The organism is Nocardia sp. CA-119907, assembly GCF_050955995.1.
GTDB lineage: Bacteria > Actinomycetota > Actinomycetes > Mycobacteriales > Mycobacteriaceae > Nocardia.
On the sequence record NZ_CP192091.1, the window covers coordinates 2,432,097 to 2,452,863 of the forward strand.

Below are 20,767 nucleotides of genomic sequence, written 5' to 3' on the forward strand. Positions count from 1 at the left end.
ACGTCGTTCTGGAAAACACCGTGAATCCTTTCTATCTGCGGCGAACGGTGCGTTCGCCGTCCCCCGCCGAGGGTCTGCTCGCAGGTGCGCATCGACCGCACGTCCACCCTGTGCCGCTTTCGTCCGAAAGGCCAGAGGTGGACAGGGATTCGAGGGGAGAATCAGCCTTTGGTATGACGATTCCCCTAGCCGCAGATCATTTGGGCTCAGGGTTTGTCCAGCCCCACTGACGCCGCCGCCCCCGACCGATCGACCGCGTACGCACGCCGTAGACTAGTTACTGATGAGTAAGTTCTTTGGCACGGTCGATGAGGTGACGCGGCGGCTCACCGACGCCGGATACCTGCCCTCCACCGACATCGCCACCGCGGTGTTCCTCGCCGGTCACCTGGGCAAGCCGGTGCTGATCGAGGGCCCGGCGGGTGTCGGCAAAACCGAGCTGGCCAAGGCGATCGCCACCGCAACCGGCTCCGACCTGGTGCGCCTGCAGTGCTACGAGGGCATCGATGAGGCCCGCGCGCTCTACGAGTGGAATCACGCCAAGCAGCTACTGCGCATCACCGCCACCGATAACGAAGGCTGGGACAGCACCCGCGACCACGTCTTCACCGAAGAATTCCTGCTGCAACGCCCGTTGCTGGCCGCGATTCGAAACCCGCATCCGACCGTGCTGCTCATCGACGAACTCGACAAGGCCGATATCGAACTCGAAGGACTGCTGCTGGAGGTGCTCGGCGACTATCAGGTCAGCATCCCCGAACTCGGTACCGTCACCGCTGTCCGCAGGCCGTTCGTCATCGTCACCTCCAATGCCAACCGCGACCTGTCCGAGGCGCTGAAACGTCGCTGCCTCTACCTGCACATCGACTACCCGACAGCCGAATTGGAACGTGCCATCCTCCGCCTGAAGGTGCCCGAGCTGGACGATGCGCTGGGGGAGCCGGTGGTCAGAACGGTCGGCGCTCTCCGCGAACTGTCGCTGCGCAAGCCGCCGTCGATCGCCGAAACCCTTGATTGGGCGCGAACTCTGGTCGCTCTCGGTACCCGCAACCTCACTGGCAATATCGTGCGCTCGACCCTCGGCGTGCTGCTCAAATACCGAGCCGACCACCGCATCGCCATCGATCGCCTGGAATTGCCCGCTGTCGAGCCGCACGAACGCGGGTCATCGTGACCGCACCCATCGATACGATGACCGATCGCCTCGTCGAATTCGTCGGACTGTTGCGTGACCACGGAATCTCCGCGGGTCCGAGCGAAACCATCGACGCCGCCGAGGCCATGCTCGCGCTCGGTCTATCCGACCGCAACCGCCTGCGTTCCGGCATGGCCGCCTGTCTGCTGCGCCGCAACGGCCAGCGCGCCGTTTTCGACCAGCTCTTCGATCTCTACTTCCTGACCGCCGAGCAGCCGCAGTCGGCAACCCCGTCGACCTCGGAGTCCATCGACGCACTGCGCGAGCGTTTGGTGGACGCACTCGCCCGAGGTGACCGCGATGCCGTGACCGAACTCGCTCGGCAGGCGCTCACCGAGCTGGGCGGCTATGGCGGCGTCGGCACCGGCGTGACCTCGAGCCCGGTCACCACCGCATCGGGTGCGGGCTGGTCCTCCTATCTGACCATGAAATCCCTACGGCCAGAAGAACTCACCGAACGCATCGTCGCGGGCATGGGCGATGATCTCGACACCACCGTGCGCACCATCGAAGCCGACCGCCGCCTGCGCGAATTCCGTACTGCCGTCCGATCCGAGGCCCGCCTGCGCTCGGCGCAATTGCGCGGCACCGAATACATAGCCCGCCGCGGCGTCGAATCCAGCACCGATCGGATCGACTTCCTCGGCGCCCGCGAACAGGACCTCGCCGAAATGCGGCGGCTGGTCAACCCGTTGGCCCGCAAACTCGCCACCCGCCTCGCCGCCCGTCGCCGCAAGGCGGTTCGCGGCCAGATCGATATGCGTCGCACCCTGCGCCGCTCGATGGCGACCGGGGGAGTGCCGATCGACCCGGTGCTGCGCGCCCGCAAACACGGCCGCCCCGATCTGGTCGTGCTGGCCGACTTGTCCGGCTCCGTAACGGGTTTCGCGGAATTCACCCTGCAACTCGTGCAGGCGCTGCAGGACCAATTCAGCAGGGTCCGCAGCTTCGGCTTCATCGACACCTGCGACGAGATCACGGGCTTCTTCACCCCGGGTGAGCCACCCGCTCCGGGCACCGCCGCCCGAATCGTGCGCGATTCCGAGGTCGCCCGCTTCGGCAGCAGCAACTATGGCGAGGCCCTACAAGGCTTCGTCGACAACTACCTCGACGCCCTCGGCCCGCGCACCTCCCTGCTCATCCTCGGCGACGCCCGCACCAACCGCACCGACCCGAACCTCGCTGCCCTGCAAACAATGTCGGACCGCGCCAAACACGCCTACTGGCTCAACCCCGAACCCGCCCGCTCCTGGTCCACCGGTGATTCGGCGGCACAGATGTATGCCGAGCGCATCACGATGCACGAATGCCGCAATGTGAAACAGCTCGCCGAAGTCATCGGTCGGCTGCTGCCTGCTTGATAACGTTCCCTTTTGCCATTCGGCTGTCGCCGAGTAGGCCCGTGATATCCGAAAGGCCGGCACGGTCGTGCCGACGACGGGTTCAGTTCGGTCGTCCCTGGTCGAGGGTATGCGGGCACGACGCGACTGCCGCGAGTCATTCACCGCTCGTAGCCACTCGGGCGTCTCAGCTGAGGATCGGCATGACCGTGTCCACGATGGATTCGGTTGTGGGCAGCGCCGCAACCACGTCGGGTGGGCTCAGGTGTCGCTGCAGCGCTCGTTGATGCGCCGCGCCGACCAGGAGCAGAGCGGCGGCTCGCAGATCGACCGAGGCGGGTACGCGCTGGTCGGCATGTGGCATCGACAGGTGCGCGACGACAGCGTCGACCGCGCGGTGCGGCCCGATATCCAACTCCCGACTGCGCTCGACATACTTCGCGCGCAACTCCGCATCCGATTGCACCGCGGCCATCACCGGAATGGCATCCAGAAAGAACCCCTCCAGGGCCTCGATGAGCGCCACCAGCCCCGACCGCAATCCGGGCCGTTCCTCGACCTCCCCGAGCACATCCTTCACCGGCCGCAGATGCCGCTGGATCACCGCCTGCAGTAAACCCATTCGATCCCCGAAGTGATAGAAGATGCTCGACTCGGCCACCCCCGCCCGCTTCGCGACCTCCTTCGTGGTCAACCGGGCCACCCCCGCCTCCACCAGGATCTCCTGTGCCGCAACCACAACCGACTCCCGGACCCCCGTCGAGGGCCGTCCCCGCTGCGCCCGAGTCGGCCGCGCGCCATCCGCGGACGCCGCCACCGCAACCTCCTCTCCACACCGAATCAACCCTTGCAGTATGCCCCACGGAGTCGTATTTTCTGAGTATCAACTCAGTAATTAGCTGACCAGCGGAGGCATCATGCCAACCTCGACCAAAGCCCAGACCACCCAATCCCGCACCCAGCGCATCGGCGACACCATCGTCCGCGCCATCCTCCGATCCCGCCTGCACCCCCTACTGAGCAAGAAACTCCTCATCATCACCGTCTCCGGCCGCAAAACCGGCCGCGAATACGCCAACCCCGTCGGCTACGCCGAACACGACGGCCACCTCCTGATCGGCACCGCCGCCAACTGGCGCCGCAACCTCATCCCAGGCACCCCGGTCCGAATCCGCCTCCGCGGCACCGACGTCCAAGCCGACCACGAGGTCATTACCGACGAATCCCGCGCCGCCACCCTCTACCGCGAAATCCTCACCCAAAACCCAACCCACGGCCGCTTCGCCAAGATCCACCTCGACCCCGACGGCACCACCAACCTCCCCGCCCTCCGCACCGCCCTTTCCCACGGCACCGCGGTAGTCCGCCTCCGTCCCTGGTAGCCCGGCCATGATCTTCGCTGTCGCCCCGCAACTGCTCGGCCAGCTCATCCGCATCCATCGCCTCCGCGACGGCCGCGATGACCTTGCCGCTCAGGCGGTGGATCCTCGCGGTGGCGCGTCATCGCCGAGAGTCGAGGCTGTCGTGACCGACTGCGGCCCGAGCGGTGACGCAGTCGGCCGGTGACGAGGGGCCGGATCAGTGCCGGACTTCGGAAACTGCGACGGTGCGGCCTTCTCGGCGGGACAGTTCGCAGGCCTCGGCGATGTAGAACGCTTCCAACGCGTCGGTGGGGGTGCAGGGGTTTTCGAGGTCGCCCTTGATCATGGATAAGAACGCGGCGAGTTCGTCGGTGTAGGCGCGGCGGAAGCGTTCCATGAAGCCGGGGTAGGCGGGGAGAGCGGAGGGGGTGTAATCGGGTTCGACGGAGGTCAAGGGGGCGCGGTCGTCGAGGCCGACGATGGCGTTGCCTCGGGAGCCGAGGACTTCGAGGCGGACGTCGTAGCCTGCGCCGTTGTAGCGGCTGAGGGAGACGGTGGCGAGGGTGGCGTCGTCCAGGCGCAGCACTACCGCGGCGGTGTCGATGTCGCCTGCGTCGGCGAAGAAGGTTTCGCCTCGATTGGCGCCGGTGGCGTAGACCTCGACTACCTCATGTCCGGTTACCCACCGGATGATGTCGAAATCGTGGACGCCGCAGTCGCGGAACAGGCCGCCGGAGCGGGGGATGTATTCGGCGGGTGGGGGTGCGGGGTCGAGGGTGGTGGCGCGCAGGGTGTGCAGCCAGCCGAGTGAGCCGGAGGCGATGGCGGCCCGGGCGGCGCGGTAGCCCGCGTCGAAGCGACGTTGGAAGCCGATTTGGACCGGGACGGTGGAGTTCTCGAGGTGGGTGATGACTTCGAGGGTGCCCTGGATGTCGGCGGCGACGGGCTTTTCACAGAAGACGGGGATGCCCGCGTCCACGGCTCTGGTGATGAGTTCGGGATGGGAGTCGGTGGCGGTCGCGATGACCAGGCCGTCCAGGGGCGAGGCGAGTAGGGCGTCGATATCGGCGACGACTTCGACGCCGAGCTTTCCGGCAGCGGCACGGGCGCGTTCGGCGTCGGCGTCGGCGACGATGACGGTGTCGACACCGGGCAGGTGTTTGAGCGTCTCGGCGTGGGAGGTGCCGATTCTTCCGGTGCCTGCCAGGCCAACGGTGACGGTGTGCGCGGATGTCATCGGCTCTCCTCCTGATGAAATACGAACTGGCGGTGGGGTGATACAGGGACGACAGTCGGACCCGGGTCAGTTGCGTGGAGCGGCGGTTGTCGCACGGACGACCAGTGCAGGTTGCAGGCGGCGGCGCACCGGTTCGGTGCGGCCGCCGCGCAGGCGCTCGATGAGCGCCTCGATTGCCAAGCGGCCCATCTGGATTCGGGGCTGATCGATGGTGGTCAGGGACACATGGCGCAGTGCGGCCAGTGACGAGTTGTCATAGCCGACGATCGAAACATCGTGCGGCACCGAGAGTCCGGCCTCCTCCAGCGCCGACATCGCGCCGACGGCATTGAAGTCATTGCCGCACACCAGCGCGGTGGGAAAACTCTCGTGAGAGAACAGATTCAGCAATTTATGGATCGCGGCGATACCCGCCGAATCGGTGTGCTCGCTCGCGATGATCATGGGCTCCAACCCGTTTCGCGCCATGGCGTCGCGGTAGCCGCGACGGCGGGCGGCCGAGGTGAAGGCACCGCCACCGTCGAGATGCACGATCCGACGGTGGCCGAGCGAGACCAGATGATCCACGGCCAGCGCGGCACCGATCTCGCCGTCGTCATTGACGGTATCGACATCGGCGATGGCCGAACTGCGCGAGACGAGCACCACCGGACACTTTTCGGCGGCTTCGCGGACGGCCGCGATGGGCAGTACGGGGGAGAGCAGGATGATGCCACCGGGTCGGAAGGACAGCAGGCTCTCCAGTGCGGTGCGCTCACGGGCGGCGCTGCGGCGCCCGGTATTGAGGATCAGTTCCAGGCCCGCGTCCTGCGCGGCCGCGTCCATCCCCTCCACTACATCGGCGAAGAACGCATTGCGCAGGTCCGAGACCATGACGCCGACGATATTGGAGGTCCGGCTGGCCAGCGACCGCGCCATGATGTGCGGTTGGTAGCCGAGGTCCTTCGCGGCCTCGAGCACCGCACGACGGCGGTGTTCGCTGACCTTGGGTGAATTGCGCATGACGAGGGACACCAGCGCACGGGATACACCGGCGTGGGCGGCGACGTCCTCCATGGTCGGTCGCGCCATTTCGCCTCCGTTCCGTCTTCTCCGTGCTCGTGCCGTGTCGGACGTTACAAGGTTGGCGCACCCTAGGCAATAGAGCGCTCTAATCCGACATTTTTCCCATCGCCAACTCGCCGGGTTTCCGCTGGAGGACTCAATTTTTGCTGGTAGCAGCGATATCAGAGCAGCCGATGCAGTACTTGACACACTATGACCCACGTTACATAGTTGGAGCGCTCCAATAGTTCGGAGCGCATGTGTCGATCGACGCTGAAGGTCGGAGAGTCCCGATGAGTACTGCATCGCATAGCGATTCGATGACGGGCGGTGACCGGGCGGCGGTTGCGCCCGAACCGCGCCACCCACTACGCATCGCGGCCGCGCCGATCTCCTGGGGCGTCTGTGAAGTCCCCGGTTGGGGTCACGTGCTCGACGCGCGCACCGTGCTGGCCGAGATGGTTGCGCTCGGCATCTCGGCCACCGAACTCGGCCCACCCGGCTATCTACCGCGCGATCCCCTCGAATTGCGTTCGCTGCTCGACGGATTCGGGATCAGCTCGGTCGGTGGCTTCCTCGCCCTCGCACTGCACCGCGACCCGGAGCAGGCGATCGTGGCCGCCCGCGAGAACGCCGCACTGTTCGCCGCGACGGGCGCGGAGGTGATCGTCCTCGCGGCCGCGACCGGCCTCGACGGATATGACACGCGCCCAGCGCTTTCCGACCGAGAGTGGCGGACCCTTATCGAAACAGCCGCCGCCATAAGGGATGTCGCCGCAGAATATGGACTCCGCACCACTGTGCATCCACATGTCGGCACCTACATCGAGAACGAAGCCGAAGTCCACCGCTTCCTTGCCGATTCCGACCTCGACCTGTGCCTGGATACCGGCCATCTGCTCATCGGCGGCACCGATCCGGTCCGCCTCGCGCAGCGCTATCCCGATCGCATCGGACATATCCACCTCAAGGATGTGCGCAATGCGATCGCGGATCGAGTACGCAGCGGTGCATTGGAATACAGCGACGCGGTCCGCCAGGGCATCTACGTCCCGCTCGGCGAGGGCGATGTCGACCTCGATGCCCTGGTGCGCAGTGTGCACGCCGCCGGCTACCGCGGCTGGTATGTCATCGAACAGGACACGGCATTGCGCCCCGAGGATTCGGCGGAGCTGCCGAGCCGAGATGCCGCCCGCAGTCTGATCCACCTCGCGGGCATCGGTTCCGCTCTCGACTCCGCCCGAATCTAGATGGGAAGTGATGACAACGATGTCACTGGAAATACGCACGCCGTGGTGGCGGCGATCGCGCCGCCTGGTGCCGTGGCTGGCCGCGGCCACCATTCTCGCCGCGTGTAGTGGTCCGGGTGCGGATGTTCCCGCGCCGACCCGATCCCCGGTCGCCCAGGGCAAATTGGGCTCGGTCGCGGTGGTGACCCACGGCAGCCCCGGTGACGCCTTCTGGAACGTCGTCAAGAACGGTGCGGAGGCGGCGGGCAAGGATCTCGGCGTCCGTGTCGAGTACAACTCCTCCGGCGATCCCGGACAGCAGGCCAAACTCATCGATAACGCGGTCGCGCAGGGCGTGGACGGTCTGGTCGTATCGATGGCGAATCCGGAGGCGCTGCGCCCCTCGATCGAAAAGGCCGTCGCCGCGGGCATTCCGGTGGTGACCATCAACTCGGGCGAGAGCGAGAGCGCGAAATTCGGCGCCATCGGCCATGTGGGACAAAGTGAGACGCTGGCCGGGCAGGCCGCGGGTAAACGCCTCGCCGACGCGGGCCGGAAGAAGTTGCTGTGCGTCATCCACGAGGCCGGCAATATAGGCGCCAATCAGCGCTGCGACGGCGCGACCAAGGCCTTCGGCAATGGCACAACACTGCAGGTGGATATCAACAACCCCACCGACGCGCAGTCCCGCATCAAAGGTGCGCTGGAGGCGGACAGGTCCATCGACGCGGTGCTGACGCTGAATTCACAGGTCGCCGCCCGCGCGGTCGACGGGGTGAAGGAATCGCAGTCGGCCGCCACGGTCGCCACCTTCGACCTGAATACCGATGTGGTCGAGGCGATTCGGGCGGGCAAGCTGCTGTTCGCGGTGGACCAGCAGCAATACGAACAGGGCTATCTGCCGGTGGTGCTGCTGCAGCTGTATCGGACGAACCTGAACTCGGTCGGTGGTGGCGCACCGGTGCAGACGGGGCCCGCCTTCGTCGACAAGAACAATGTCGAAGCCGTGTCCGCCCGCGTGGCACTGGGCATGCGCTGAAGGAGTGGATGAAATGTCTGTTGCCACCAAAACTTCCGAGGTCACGCCCAGCAGCCCGCCGGAGGGTCCGACGCTGTTCCAGCGCTTGGTCGTGCGACCGGAGGTCGGGGCATTGCTCGGTGCCGCACTGGTTTTCGTATTCTTCTCGGTCATAACCGACCGGTTCCTCAGTCCGCTCGGCGTCGCGACCTGGCTGGACGATTCGTCCACGCTCGGCATCATGGCGGTCGCGGTGGCGCTATTGATGATCGGCGGTGAATTCGATCTGTCCGCCGGTGTCATGACCGCCTCCACCGCGCTGGTCACGGCACTGCTCGCGGTGCACGCGGGCTGGAATGTCTGGCTGGCGCTGCTGGTTTCGCTGCTCTTCGCGCTGACCGTCGGTGCGTTCAACGGGTGGCTGGTGATGCGTACCGGTCTACCGAGCTTCATCGTCACCCTCGGAACTTTCCTCGCGCTACAGGGTCTCAACCTGGGTGTCACCCGGTTGGTCACCGGCACCGTTCAGGTCTCCGGCATTCGCAGCGCCGACGGGTACAACTCGGCCGGATGGGTCTTCGCATCGACACTGGATATCGGCGACACGCATCTGCAGGCATCGGTCGTCTGGTGGGTGGTGCTGACCGCGATCGCCGCACTTGTGCTGGTACGAACCAAATTCGGCAACTGGATCTTCGCGGTGGGCGGTGCGCTGCCCAGTGCGCGGGCCGTCGGCGTCCCGGCCGACCGGACGAAGATCGTGCTCTTCATGACCACCGCCTTCGCGGGCTGGGTCGTCGGTTCCTGCAGCATCCTGCGCTTCTCCAGCGTGCAGGCGAACCAGGGGGTCGGACTGGAACTGCACTACATCATCGCGGCCGTGGTCGGCGGCTGCCTGCTGACCGGCGGCTTCGGTTCGGCGATCGGCGCCGCGATCGGCGCGCTGATCTTCGGCATGGCGCGGCAGGGCATTGTCTTCGCTGGTTGGAACAGTGACTGGTTCATGCTGTTCCTCGGCGTGCTGCTGCTGGCGGCGGTGTTGGTCAACAACATCTTTAAGAAGCGAGCCGAAAGGGTACGCCGATGAGTACAGCACCGCAGAGCGATTCGAGCAGTGGCGGCACGGTGACGAATAGGGCGAGACCACTGATCGAGGCGATCGATATCGGCAAGAGCTACGGCGGTGTCGTCGCCTTGCGTGAGGTTTCGACCGTGGTGAACGCGGGACAGGTCACCTGCATTCTCGGTGATAACGGTGCGGGCAAGTCGACACTGATCAAGATCCTCGCCGGTGTGCATCAGCACGACCGCGGTGAGCTGAAGATCGACGGGCAGACGATCCGTTTTGCCTCGCCCCGAGAGGCTTTGGATCACGGCATCGCGACCGTATACCAGGATCTCGCGGTGGTGCCGCTGATGAGCGTATGGCGCAATTTCGTACTCGGCTCCGAGCCGACCATCGGATATGGTCCGCTGCGACTGCTCGACCGGCGCACGGGCCGCGATATCGCACGACAGGCGCTGGCGGATATGGGGATCGAGATCCGCGATATGGAGCAGCCGGTTGGCACGCTCTCCGGTGGCCAGCGTCAGTGCATCGCGATCGCCAGGGCGGTGCATTACGGGGCCAAGGTGCTCATACTGGACGAGCCGACCGCCGCCCTCGGCGTGAAGCAGGCCGGTGTGGTGCTGAAATACGTGGTGCAGGCGCGAGATCGAGGGCTCGGGGTCATTCTGATCACGCACAACCCGCATCACGCCTTCCCGGTCGGTGACCGCTTCCTCTTGCTCAAACGCGGCGCGATGCTCGGCTCCTATGAGAAGTCGGAAATCGACTTGCCGGAGCTGACAAGGCAAATGGCCGGTGGCGCGGAATTGGACGCACTACAGCACGAATTGCAGCGAGTGGTCACGCCGTGACCGGATTCGAGGTCCACGCGATCGGCGGACCGGCGTCCGATCGGCCCGGTCATCGATCACGAAGCACGATGCGCACGCACCGAGCCGCATCGTCCAACCCACGACTTCTAGGACGGTTCGGATGAAGGTGACGATGGCGCAGGCGTTGGTCGGGTGGTTGGTCGCCCAGCGTTCGGAGACCCTTGATGGTCGTGAAGTCCCTCTCTTCCCAGCCGTTTTCGCGATATTCGGGCACGGCAATGTGCTCGGGCTCGGCACCGCGCTGCAGGAGCGCAGTGCCGAAATACCGGTCTGGCGCGGACATACCGAGCAGGGGATGGCCTTGGCGGCGGTCGGCCTGGCGAAGGCCACCCACCGTCGTCAGGTCGGGATCGCGACCTCCTCGATCGGTCCCGGCGCGCTGAATATGGTGACGGCGGCCGGTGTCGCCCATGCGAATCGCCTACCGCTGCTGCTGCTTCCCGGCGACACCTTCACCAGTCGAGCGCCGGATCCGGTGCTCCAACAGGTCGAGCACTTCGGCGACCCCACCGTCACCGTCAATGACGCGTTTCGCGCGGTCAGTCGATACTTCGACCGCATCACGCGGCCCGAACAATTGATCGCCACCCTGCCCCAAGCGGCTCGGGTGCTGACCGACGCGGCCGATGTGGGACCGGTGACGCTGGCACTGCCCCAGGACGTACAAGCCGAGACCTATGACTTCCCCGAGGCGCTGTTCGAGCCGGTCGTGCACCGAATCACGCGTGCCCGCCCCGACTCTCGGATAGTGGCCGAAGCCGCCGACGCGCTGCGCTCGGCGCGACGTCCGCTGCTGATCCTCGGCGGCGGCGTCCGCTATTCGGGTGCGGGCCGACTGGTACTCGAATTCGCCGAGCGGCACGGCATTCCGATAACGGAGACGACAGCGGGCCGGACCCTCGTCCCCCACGACCACCCGCTGTTCACCGGCCCGCTCGGTGTGACGGGCTCGACATCGGCCAATACCGCTGCCGCGCAGGCGGATCTGGTGCTGGCCATCGGCACCCGACTCCAGGACTTCACCACCGCGTCCTGGACGGTCTTCGCCCCCGACGTCCGGTTGGTCACCATCAATACGGCCCGATTCGACGCGGTGAAGCACGGCGCACTCGCGGTCGTCGGCGATGCCGATGCGACGGTCAGGGAACTGGCTGCGCACCTCGCGAATTGGCGAGTCGACGCCGAATGGTCCGCCCGAGCCGAAGAACTCCGAACCACCTGGGATACGCATATCGATAAGCTGCGCGCCCCCACGCCGGGAACTCCGAGCTATGCCCAAATCGTCGGCGTCGTCAACGAATTGAGCGCTCCGGACGACTATGTGATGACCGCATCGGGCGGTATGCCCGGCGAACTGATCGGCGGCTGGCGCGCCACCGGCACCGTCCCGACGATGGATGTCGAATACGGATTCTCCTGCATGGGTTACGAACTCGCCGGTGCCTGGGGTGCGGCCATGGCGCACGTGCACGGCCTGGTCACCACCATGCTCGGCGATGGCTCCTATCTGATGCTGAACTCCGAACTGTTCTCCGCCGCTTTCGCCGGACACCGGTTCGTCGCGGTGGTCTGCGATAACGACGGGTACGCGGTGATCGCCCGCCTACAGGAGGGGCAGGGCGGCGAGCCGTTCAACAACTTCTATGCCGACTGTCGGACCAACCATCCCCGGCCGCCCCGGGTTGATTTCGTCGGCCACGCTCGATCATTGGGCTGTGCGGTCTTCACCGCGGCCGACCTGGTCGAGTTCCGCGGCGCGTACGCGCGGGCCCGCGCCGCCGCCCTCGGCGAGTCCCGTCCGGCCGTCGTTGTCGTGCGCACCCAGCCGTCGGCCTGGACCGATGCGGGGGCCTGGTGGGAGGTCGGCGTGCCGGAACACCTGTCCGGTCGCGCGGCGTACGACGAGTCGAAGTCGAGGCAGGTGCGCCATCTGAACGGCTGAGCGAGCCTGGGCCAGGGCAGGCGGCGATAAGACCGCCTGGTTTACCCGACGGCGATGTGCTGTCCGTCGCCGAATTCGCGGGCGGCACTGTCGGGACGGACTGTCCGGCGCGACGCTGCCGAAGATCGCGGCGGCATTGCATGTCACGCCCATGTCGCTCTACCGCTATATCGGCTCCAAGGACGAGTTGGTCGTGCTCATGGCCGACCTCGGCTTGGGTCCGGCAACCGGACCGACGGAGTCGCGCGGGGATTGGCGCACACATCTGCGCCGCTGGGCGCTGGCACAGCGAGCGATCTTCCAGCGACGCCCCTGGCTGACCCGGCTGCCGGTCGCCGGTCCGCCGCGCGGCCCGAACGCCATCGGATGGATGGACGCGGGGCTGCGCTGTCTGCGCGATACGGATCTGGACTGGGCGGCACAGGTCGGCGTCATCACGGTAGTCAGCGGCTACGTCCGGCAGGCGTTCGTACTTGCCCGTGAACTCGAAGCGGGCAGCCGTGCGGCAGGTCTCGAACAAACGCAGGTCGAACAGAACTATGGCCACGATCTCGCCGAGTTGGTCGATCCGGTGTGATTTCCCGATGCCGCAAGGCTATTCGCCGCGGATATCTGGGAGACACCGCCCGAGGATCCCGACGCGGATTTCACCTTCGGCCTCGAACTCGTCCTCGATGGCGTCGCCGCCGCGATCGATCGGGCGCGTCCGCAAAACTGAAAACCGACCAGTTAGTGCACGCGAAAGCGCCCCGTCGCGTATTTTCTTTACAACTTCTTAGGATCGGTGCGAAGTGTGTGCCGAGAATGGTTGCTGCGATCGTCGACGCGGCCGCTTCGGTAGCTAAAAGTGTGCGCCGACCGGCTGATCTATGCCCTGAGGTGGTAGCGTGGGCGGGGTAGCCAGCATCGTGGATCCGGCATTGCGGCCGCGGCCACACCCCATCGCCAACGTCGGCTTGCTCACAGTCACCACTGCTGGATGTGGCTGAATTCGTCGGATGATGGCATTGTTGATCTCGAGACCGGGCTCATCGAAGTGATCTGCTCGGCTCACCAACAGGAAGTAAGAAGTAAAGAACATGGCTCAAGGCAGTGTGAAGTGGTTCAACAGCGAGAAGGGCTTCGGCTTTATCGCTCAAGACGGAGGCGGCCCTGACGTCTTCGTGCATTACTCGGCCGTTTCCGGCTCGGGTTTCCGGTCCCTCGAAGAGGGCCAGCGCGTGGAGTTCGAGATCGGCCAGGGCCAGAAGGGTCCGCAGGCCCAGGACGTCCGCGCTATCTGATCAAGCGTGACTTAGGAGGCTCGCACCCGGCAGGGGGTGCGGGCCTCTCGTCGTTTCGGGGATTGTTCATGCGCTCCTGGTGAAGGTGACATGCGTGACGGCGGGGGAGCGCACCACGGAGCTGATCTCATAGCCCGGCAGGGTGCCCAGATCGTCGTAGAGCCGTTCGCCCGCACCGAGCAGGATCGGGACGACCGCGAGGTGCATCTTGTCCACCAGACCGGCGCGCAGGAACTGCCGGACGGCCGATGACCCGCCTGCGAGCCGCACATCCTGACCGTCCGCGGCCTCGAGTGCTCGGCGCAGAACCTCTTCCGGCGTTTCGTTCACGAAATGGAATGTCGTGCCACCCTCCATCGGCAGCGACGGCCGCGGATGGTGGGTCATGACGAAGGTGTCGTGCTGGTAGGGCGGGTTATCGCCCCACCAGCCCCGCCATTCGTGATCGGCCCACGGTCCCCGGATCGGACCGAACATGTTGCGCCCCATGATGGTTGCGCCGATTCCGGCATCGCCCGCCGCCATGAAATCGTTGTCGACGCCGGTATCGCCACCGTGCTCGCCGTTCATCTGCTGTGCGTAGCGCGTAGCCCACACCCAGTCGTGCAGCCGCATCCCGCCCTCGCCGATCGGGTTGTCGGGTCCTTGATTCGGTCCCGCGATGTAGCCGTCGAGGGAAATCGCGATGTTGTGTACGCGCAAGGTGGCCATGAGCATCTCTTTTCTCGATCTGCTTGTATTTTGCAATCGCTTGTGGACAGCGTAGGTGCAACTGGTTGTAGAATGCAAGCAGTAGTTTCGACCGAGGGAGCATCAGATGCGCGACGAGGGACGTTCGGGCTGTCCGATCAATGCCACCATCGAGGTGATCGGCGACCGGTGGACGCTGCTGGTACTGCGCGACGTGATGTTCGGCAACCGCCGTCACTTTCGTGAGCTGCTCGCAGGATCGGAGGAGGGCATCGCATCCAATATCCTGTCCGACCGGCTCAAACGCCTGGTCGCGGCCGGACTGCTCAGCCGCGAGGACACCCGTCCCGGGCAGAAGGCCGAGTATCGGCTGACCGAGCCCGCGATTCAGTTGGTGCCGATCATGGCGCAGCTGGGCGCCTGGGGGTTGCGGCATCGGCCGACAACCAAGCGGCTGCGCGTACGCGCGGAACTGCTGGAGGAGGGCGGGCCGCAGCTGTGGGCCGAGTTCATGGACGAGCTGCGCGAATCGCACCTCGGGATGCCCCGCCCCGATCCGGATGCCCCGACCGCGACCGAGCGGCTGGCGCGCGCCTACGCTGACGCGGCCGCCGAGGGGTGATGCGGGCCTGCGGCCGTGCGTCGGATCCGGCCGCGCCGCCTGTCGACGGCGCGGCCGAGTCCTGATGCGCTACAGCCCATCTCCTGTGGCGAGGACTTCCTTGCGGAAGAAGTCGGCGGTGATCTCGCGGGCGCGCTCCAGATCCCGATCCGCTGTCTTCGGGAAAGCAGCTGTCGCGCGGTCGAATTCGTCGGCGATGAACTCCGCGATCGACACAGGGACGGTGCCGCTGCCCATTTCGCGGGTACGTGATTTGAGCTCGGTCAGCTCGATGATGTCCGTCACCAGCCCGACGGGCAACTCGCACTGCGCCAGCAGCGTCGGCAGATGCATGGGCGCCACCGCCGCATCGGGATGTTCGCGCAGCCAGCGCAATGCCATCGCGGGCCGCAGCGAATAGAACACCTTCTTCAGCGAGCGGTGCCGATCGAACAGTGCCCACTGCCTGCCGCCCAGATGCAGATAGTGCCGGGCCACCTGGTTGCGGTCGGCGACTTGCTCTGCTACGGAACACAATTCGGCACGGAACCGGTCATCGCCCCGGTAGAGATCGGCGACATCAGCCACTCGATGAGCACCGCATTGCCCTTGACCAGCAGCCGCAGCGCCTTGGCCAGATCCCAGCCGTTCACATCGAGGAGGCCGATCAGCGGGGTCTCGATGACATCCCTTGTCCGCCAAGGCGACAGGTAAGTATCCATATGCGCGACATAGACGAACCGGCAGTCGTAATCCGAATCGGGCGAAGGGAATCCCCAAGCCCGACTGCCGCTTTCGATGGCGAGCCGCACCGACACCCGATGCGCGAGCTCGACTCGATCGAGCTCGGCATCGATGGACCCGACCACCATCGGGTCCATCGATGCGGGAATCGCGCGCAGGGACATGGCCGGTGATGCTAGTTCGGCCGGGATACGGTGGGCCATCCGTTTTCACAGTGTCGGGGTAACTGAGGGCACTTGGTGGGCGCAGCCTTCGTCGAGCCGCTGCACGTGTTGACGGCGGCAGTGCTGTTCCCGATGTTCCTGCTCGCGGTGTGGCACAAGCCGACAACGCGGCATTGGACGGTGCCGCCGCAATGTCCGGAACGGGTGCGTCGACGGGCGCTGGTCGGTCAGCTGGTGATGATCGCCACGGGGTGGGCGCATTCATCGGCGGTGTCGTCATCTCGACCGTTGGGCTCATCTTCGTCTTCGTGCCGACCGACCTGCGGTTCATGCACGCCGATGTCGACACGCTGAAGGGCGCCAATGCACACCTGTTGCCGTTCATCGCCCACGGCCGCGCCGGATTCGGCGGTGAGCTGATGGCGACGGCGGTGGCGATCGTGCTGCTCGGCCTGTGGGGCTGGCGGCAGGGCGAGGCATGGGTGTGGTGGACGCTCGGTGCGACCGTCGCAGGGTCCGCCAGCGCACTGGTGATCCACTTCTTCATCCACTCCACCGCGTTCATCCATCTGCTGCCGGTGTATTTCGGTAGCGCCGCGCTTGCTGTCGCGCTGATTTTGGGGCGGCCGTATCTGATGTATTGCGACGACCAATAGCGCTGCCAGGCAATTCGGCGGCGACGCCGATGGATATGTCCTGAATTTGCCGGATCAACGCCGGTGGTCAGTCCTATCTCGGAACGGTCTCAGTCAGTATGAAACATTCTCTCAGAGAGTTCTTAGGGAGCATCTTTTTGCGGAGCAAATTATGGCTCGGAAAAGTGCAGCTGACCTGCAATTGGCGGGATTTGGCCAGCTCAGACCCGTGTTGGACAGTTGTCCAGCTCACAATGAAAAGTGATATGTAGTCTGCGTCACTATCCGGCCGAAATCCGTAACCGCATTTGCGCGAGCCCCGATGTGCCATGTGTCAGCCAGTTCGACTGGGTTTGTTTTCGACGAAGAGGAAATTTCATGATCCCCGTTATCATCGACACCGGTTCTGCTGCCCTGAACGGCCTGCTTTCCACCGGTAGCGCTGCTTTGCACGGTATTCTCAACACCCTGTGGACGGGTTCGTTCGGCGGCTGATAGCGCTGTTGCGGCCGATTGATTTCGGCCGTATCCGCGCCGTTCGATTCGGCGCGAGATGAGTCGAGGCCCCGCACCCGATGGTGCGGGGCCTTCGCCTTTGCCGGATGCGGCGACGGCACTGACGGCGGCTGCCTACCAGGGGGTAGGGCGCTGCGATTTCGCGCCCACTAAGCTGGTCGGCGGTAAATGCCGACCCCTCTTCCTCCCAGGAGTAACCCACAGTGAGCCAAGCAGGCCGTCCTGTTGTTCTGATCGCCGACAAGCTCGCCCAGTCGACCGTCGACGCGCTTGGTGACGGTGTCGAGGTTCGCTGGGTCGATGGCCCCGACCGCCCGGCACTCCTCGCCGCGGTGCCCGAGGCGGACGCGCTACTGGTCCGCTCGGCGACCACCGTCGACGCCGAGGTGCTCGAGGCCGGGAAGAACCTGAAGATCGTCGCCCGTGCCGGTGTCGGCCTCGACAATGTCGACGTGCCCGCGGCCACCGAGCGCGGCGTCATGGTCGTCAACGCGCCCACCTCGAACATCCACACCGCCGCCGAGCACGCCGTCACGCTGCTGCTGGCCGCCGCGCGCCAGATCCCGGCCGCCGACGCCACGCTGCGCGAGCGCACCTGGGCGCGCAGCAAGTTCAACGGTGTCGAGATCTTCGATAAGACCGTCGGTGTGGTCGGCCTCGGCCGCATCGGCCAGCTGTTCGCCGCGCGCCTGGCCGCGTTCGAGACCAAGGTGATCGCCTACGACCCCTACGTCTCCCCGGCCCGCGCCGCCCAGCTCGGCATCGAACTGCTGAGCCTGGACGAACTGCTCGAGCGCGCCGACCTGATCTCGGTGCACCTGCCGAAGACCCCCGAGACCAAGGGCATCATCGGTAAGGAAGCCATCGCCAAGACCAAGCCGGGCGTCATCATCGTCAATGCCGCGCGCGGTGGGCTGGTCGACGAGCAGGCGCTCGCCGACGCCATCAAGTCGGGTCATGTGCGCGCTGCCGGTCTCGACGTGTTCGACACCGAGCCGTGCACCGACAGCCCGCTGTTCGATCTGCCGCAGGTCGTCGTGACCCCGCACCTGGGTGCGTCCACCGCCGAGGCGCAGGACCGCGCGGGCACCGATGTAGCCAAGTCCGTATTGCTGGCCCTGGCCGGTGAATTCGTGCCGGGCGCGGTGAACGTGACCGGTGGCACCGTCAGCGACGATGTCGCGCCGTGGCTGGAGATCGTGCGCAAGCAGGGCCACCTGCTCGGCGCGGTGTCCAACGAGCTCCCGGTCAGTGTCGAGGTGCAGGTGCGCGGCGAGCTGGCCGCCCAGGATGTCGCGGTGCTGGAGCTGTCGGCGCTGCGCGGCATCTTCTCCGCGCTGGTCGAGGACCAGGTCACCTTCGTCAACGCCCCCGCGCTGGCCAAGGACCGTGGCATTACTGCCGAGGTCACCAAGATTTCGGAGAGCCCGAGCCACCGCAGCGTCGTCGACCTGCGCGCGGTCTTCGGCGACGGCCGCACCCTGAATGTGGCCGGCACGCTGACCGAGCCGCAGCTGGTGCAGAAGATCGTCAACATCAACGGCCGTAACTACGATATGCGCGCCGAGGGCCTGAACCTGGCCGTGCTGAACTACGACGACCGGCCGGGCGCGCTGGGCAAGATCGGCACCAAGCTCGGTGAGGCCGAGATCGACATCCTCGCCGCACAGCTGAGCCAGGATGTGGATAAGGAAGGCGCGACCGTGATTCTGCGGGTGGCCCGCGAAGTCCCCGCAGACGTCCAGGCCGCGATCGCGGAATCCGTTGGCGCCGCGAAGATCGTCCTGGTCGACCTGTTCTGACCACCGTCGGCGCCGCGCACATCGACTCGTGCGCGGCGCCGTCACATGTGCCGGGCACGACACGTCACGCTGGGCGCGCGATTGCCGGGCGACGTAGGAAGCGTGCGCTGCGATGCCCGACAGCGGCGGGCAGTGCGCGGCGAAGTACCGTGGCGGTCGGCAATACTGAACGGAGCATTTTGTTATGAAGCTTGCTGTTATCGCCGGTGATGGGATCGGTCCCGAGGTCATCGCGGAGGCCATCAAGGTGCTCGATGTGGTGCAGCCGGGTGTCGAGAAGACCGAATACGACCTGGGTGCCCGTCGCTACCACGCGACCGGGGAGATCCTGCCGGATTCGGTGCTGCCCGAGCTGAAGCAGCATGACGCGATCCTGCTCGGCGCGATCGGCGATCCGTCGGTGCCGAGCGGTGTGCTCGAGCGCGGACTGCTGCTGCGCACCCGCTTCGCGCTGGACCACCACGTGAACCTGCGTCCGTCGAAGCTGTACCCGGGCGTGACCAGTCCGCTGGCCGGCAATCCGGATATCGACTTCGTTGTCGTGCGCGAGGGCACCGAGGGGCCCTACACCGGTACCGGCGGCGCCATCCGGGTGCAGACGCCGCATGAGGTCGCCACCGAGGTCAGCACCAATACCCGCTTCGGCATCGAGCGCGTGGTGCGCTACGCCTTCGCCAAGGCGCAGGCACGCCGCAAGCACCTGACGCTGGTGCACAAGAACAATGTGCTGACCTTCGCCGGTTCGCTGTGGCAGCGCACGGTGAACGAGGTCGCGGTCGAATTCCCGGAGGTGCAGACCGCCTACCAGCACATCGACGCCGCCACCATCCATATGGTCAACGATCCGGGCCGCTTCGATGTGATCGTCACCGATAACCTCTTCGGCGATATCATCACCGACCTCGCGGCGGCGGTCAGCGGTGGTATCGGCCTGGCGGCCAGCGGCAATATCGACGCGTCCGGCGCCAACCCGAGCATGTTCGAGCCGGTGCACGGCAGTGCTCCCGATATCGCTGGTCAGTCCAAGGCCGATCCGACCGCGGCGATCCTTTCGGTTTCCTTGCTGCTCAACCATCTCGGCAACACGGAGGCGGCGGCTCGGATCGAAGCCGCGGTTGCCAAGGATCTCGCGTCGCGCAGCGGTGCGGCCTCGACCGTCGAGGTCGGGGATCGGATCGCCGCGGCGGTCTGACACTTTCCGGAAGGCCCGCGCTCGACTGTTTCGGGCGCGGGCTTTTCGCATTCGTGGACCGCGAGGGGGTTCGGACACACTTGAATTCGGCTCCGCAAGCGCGAACCATCGATGAATGCCCTGCGCTTCGACGTGCCTGACCCCACTCCGGCCACCCGGGCGGTCCGATGAGTGAGCGTCGGGTGCTGCGCGGGCGGGGGTTCGGACCGTATACCGAAGTGGATCTGCACGGCTTACCGGACGGCGGTAAAGGGTTCGAACTCGAGGACGGATGGTTGATCGCGGTCGCGGGCGGCGCGCGACACAACTTCGTGGTGCAGCGGCTCGGCCGGCTCATCGATGCCGGGGCGGTCGGAGCGGCTGTACACGTATGTATGGGCGGCGGTTGGGAAGTCGGCACCCTGAGTGGTGTGCGCAAGCCCGATATCGTGGTGATCCCGAGAGACATTGCGCGAGCGGCGATTGTCGCCGAAACGCCCAGGCTGATTCAGGGTAGAGAAGTGCTGCTCGCTGTGGAGGTTGTCGCACCGGGCAACGGGAGCGAGCGCACCGACCGGGTCAGGAAGGTCCGCGAATACGCGGCCATCGATATCCCGCAATACTGGATCGTCGAGCATCATCCGGAGGTCCGGATCCACCGAATGCTGCTCGCGGACGGCGCCTTTCGCGCGAGTCCGGTAGTGGCGGCGGGAACGGTGTGCACCGCGGAGATCGAGGCGGATCCACCGTTCCGGGTGAGTTTCGACCCGGCTGCCCTGATCGAGATCTGAACTGATCGCGCTCGGCCAGCGCGCCGCCGTCCGCCGTGGCTCGACTCGTAGACGGCACCGGTG

Annotated in this window: 19 protein-coding genes and 1 pseudogene; 15 read left to right on the forward strand and 5 right to left on the reverse strand. The window is 65.8% G+C overall.

The annotated features are described in order from the left end of the window. Positions 1-283 precede the first annotated feature (283 nt). Together ACQP2D_RS10890 and ACQP2D_RS10895 are read left to right on the forward strand one after the other, a co-directional pair. A complete protein-coding gene (locus tag ACQP2D_RS10890) occupies positions 284-1,174 on the forward strand; it encodes an AAA family ATPase (protein WP_433683596.1) in 891 nt (296 codons plus the stop codon). Next, complete coding sequence (locus ACQP2D_RS10895; RefSeq protein ID WP_433683597.1) at positions 1,171-2,556, forward strand: vWA domain-containing protein; 1,386 nt, start codon at positions 1,171-1,173, stop codon at positions 2,554-2,556. Before ACQP2D_RS10890 ends, ACQP2D_RS10895 begins: the two co-directional genes overlap by 4 nt. A gap of 166 nt (positions 2,557-2,722) precedes the next feature. On the opposite strand, the gene ACQP2D_RS10900 is transcribed toward ACQP2D_RS10895, so the two are convergent. Further along, the gene (locus ACQP2D_RS10900) at positions 2,723-3,352 is read right to left on the reverse strand and encodes a TetR/AcrR family transcriptional regulator (protein WP_433683598.1); all 630 of its coding nucleotides are present in this window, start codon (positions 3,350-3,352) and stop codon (positions 2,723-2,725) included. Between the two features lie 100 nt (positions 3,353-3,452). On the opposite strand from ACQP2D_RS10900, the gene ACQP2D_RS10905 reads away from it, so the two are divergent. Then, positions 3,453-3,917: a nitroreductase/quinone reductase family protein gene (locus ACQP2D_RS10905; RefSeq protein ID WP_433683599.1), complete on the forward strand. Its 465-nt coding sequence runs from the start codon at positions 3,453-3,455 to the stop codon at positions 3,915-3,917. A gap of 196 nt (positions 3,918-4,113) precedes the next feature. Here the strand turns inward: ACQP2D_RS10905 and ACQP2D_RS10910 are convergent, their stop codons facing one another. After that, positions 4,114-5,133: a Gfo/Idh/MocA family protein gene (locus tag ACQP2D_RS10910; RefSeq protein WP_433683600.1), complete on the reverse strand. Its 1,020-nt coding sequence runs from the start codon at positions 5,131-5,133 to the stop codon at positions 4,114-4,116. A 66-nt stretch (positions 5,134-5,199) separates the two neighbouring features. Further along, a complete protein-coding gene (locus ACQP2D_RS10915; protein WP_433683601.1) occupies positions 5,200-6,204 on the reverse strand; it encodes a LacI family DNA-binding transcriptional regulator in 1,005 nt (334 codons plus the stop codon). A gap of 293 nt (positions 6,205-6,497) precedes the next feature. Between ACQP2D_RS10915 and ACQP2D_RS10920 the strand changes: the two genes are divergently transcribed. From ACQP2D_RS10920 to ACQP2D_RS10950, 7 genes are all read left to right on the forward strand, one after another. After that, positions 6,498-7,427 (forward strand): TIM barrel protein, encoded by a 930-nt coding sequence (locus tag ACQP2D_RS10920; RefSeq protein WP_433685606.1) that lies wholly within the window; start codon positions 6,498-6,500, stop codon positions 7,425-7,427. A 10-nt stretch (positions 7,428-7,437) separates the two neighbouring features. After that, complete coding sequence (locus tag ACQP2D_RS10925) at positions 7,438-8,445, forward strand: sugar ABC transporter substrate-binding protein (RefSeq protein ID WP_433683602.1); 1,008 nt, start codon at positions 7,438-7,440, stop codon at positions 8,443-8,445. Positions 8,446-8,458: 13 nt separating this feature from the next. Continuing rightward, a complete protein-coding gene (locus ACQP2D_RS10930) occupies positions 8,459-9,511 on the forward strand; it encodes an ABC transporter permease (protein ID WP_433683603.1) in 1,053 nt (350 codons plus the stop codon). Continuing rightward, positions 9,508-10,344 (forward strand): ATP-binding cassette domain-containing protein, encoded by an 837-nt coding sequence (locus ACQP2D_RS10935; protein ID WP_433683604.1) that lies wholly within the window; start codon positions 9,508-9,510, stop codon positions 10,342-10,344. Before ACQP2D_RS10930 ends, ACQP2D_RS10935 begins: the two co-directional genes overlap by 4 nt. Before the next feature lie 121 nt (positions 10,345-10,465). Further along, a complete protein-coding gene (gene iolD / locus ACQP2D_RS10940; protein ID WP_433683605.1) occupies positions 10,466-12,307 on the forward strand; it encodes a 3D-(3,5/4)-trihydroxycyclohexane-1,2-dione acylhydrolase (decyclizing) in 1,842 nt (613 codons plus the stop codon). Between the two features lie 100 nt (positions 12,308-12,407). Next, positions 12,408-12,884 (forward strand): TetR/AcrR family transcriptional regulator, encoded by a 477-nt coding sequence (locus tag ACQP2D_RS10945; protein ID WP_433685607.1) that lies wholly within the window; start codon positions 12,408-12,410, stop codon positions 12,882-12,884. Positions 12,885-13,386: 502 nt separating this feature from the next. Beyond that, positions 13,387-13,590: a cold-shock protein gene (locus ACQP2D_RS10950; protein ID WP_040693519.1), complete on the forward strand. Its 204-nt coding sequence runs from the start codon at positions 13,387-13,389 to the stop codon at positions 13,588-13,590. A gap of 66 nt (positions 13,591-13,656) precedes the next feature. Here ACQP2D_RS10950 and ACQP2D_RS10955 read toward each other — a convergent pair whose 3' ends face one another. Continuing rightward, entirely contained in the window at positions 13,657-14,301 is a 645-nt protein-coding gene (locus tag ACQP2D_RS10955) for a dihydrofolate reductase family protein (protein ID WP_433683606.1), read from the reverse strand. A gap of 106 nt (positions 14,302-14,407) precedes the next feature. Between ACQP2D_RS10955 and ACQP2D_RS10960 the strand changes: the two genes are divergently transcribed. After that, positions 14,408-14,902, forward strand: a complete 495-nt coding sequence (locus tag ACQP2D_RS10960) for a winged helix-turn-helix transcriptional regulator (RefSeq protein WP_433683607.1) — start codon at positions 14,408-14,410, stop codon at positions 14,900-14,902. Positions 14,903-14,971: 69 nt separating this feature from the next. Here the strand turns inward: ACQP2D_RS10960 and ACQP2D_RS10965 are convergent. After that, a pseudogene (locus ACQP2D_RS10965) lies at positions 14,972-15,828 on the reverse strand (nucleotidyltransferase domain-containing protein). Positions 15,829-15,938: 110 nt separating this feature from the next. On the opposite strand from ACQP2D_RS10965, the gene ACQP2D_RS10970 reads away from it, so the two are divergent. The 4 genes from ACQP2D_RS10970 to ACQP2D_RS10985 all read left to right on the forward strand — a co-directional run bounded on the left by ACQP2D_RS10970 (position 15,939) and on the right by ACQP2D_RS10985 (position 20,704). Then, positions 15,939-16,445: a hypothetical protein gene (locus tag ACQP2D_RS10970; RefSeq protein WP_433683608.1), complete on the forward strand. Its 507-nt coding sequence runs from the start codon at positions 15,939-15,941 to the stop codon at positions 16,443-16,445. A 698-nt stretch (positions 16,446-17,143) separates the two neighbouring features. Continuing rightward, entirely contained in the window at positions 17,144-18,742 is a 1,599-nt protein-coding gene (gene serA, locus ACQP2D_RS10975) for a phosphoglycerate dehydrogenase (protein WP_433683609.1), read from the forward strand. A 184-nt stretch (positions 18,743-18,926) separates the two neighbouring features. After that, positions 18,927-19,934 (forward strand): 3-isopropylmalate dehydrogenase, encoded by a 1,008-nt coding sequence (locus ACQP2D_RS10980; protein WP_433683610.1) that lies wholly within the window; start codon positions 18,927-18,929, stop codon positions 19,932-19,934. A 167-nt stretch (positions 19,935-20,101) separates the two neighbouring features. After that, positions 20,102-20,704 carry a Uma2 family endonuclease gene (locus ACQP2D_RS10985; protein ID WP_433683611.1) on the forward strand — a complete coding sequence of 201 codons (603 nt, stop codon included), beginning with the start codon at positions 20,102-20,104 and terminating at the stop codon, positions 20,702-20,704. The last annotated feature ends 63 nt before the right edge of the window (positions 20,705-20,767 follow it).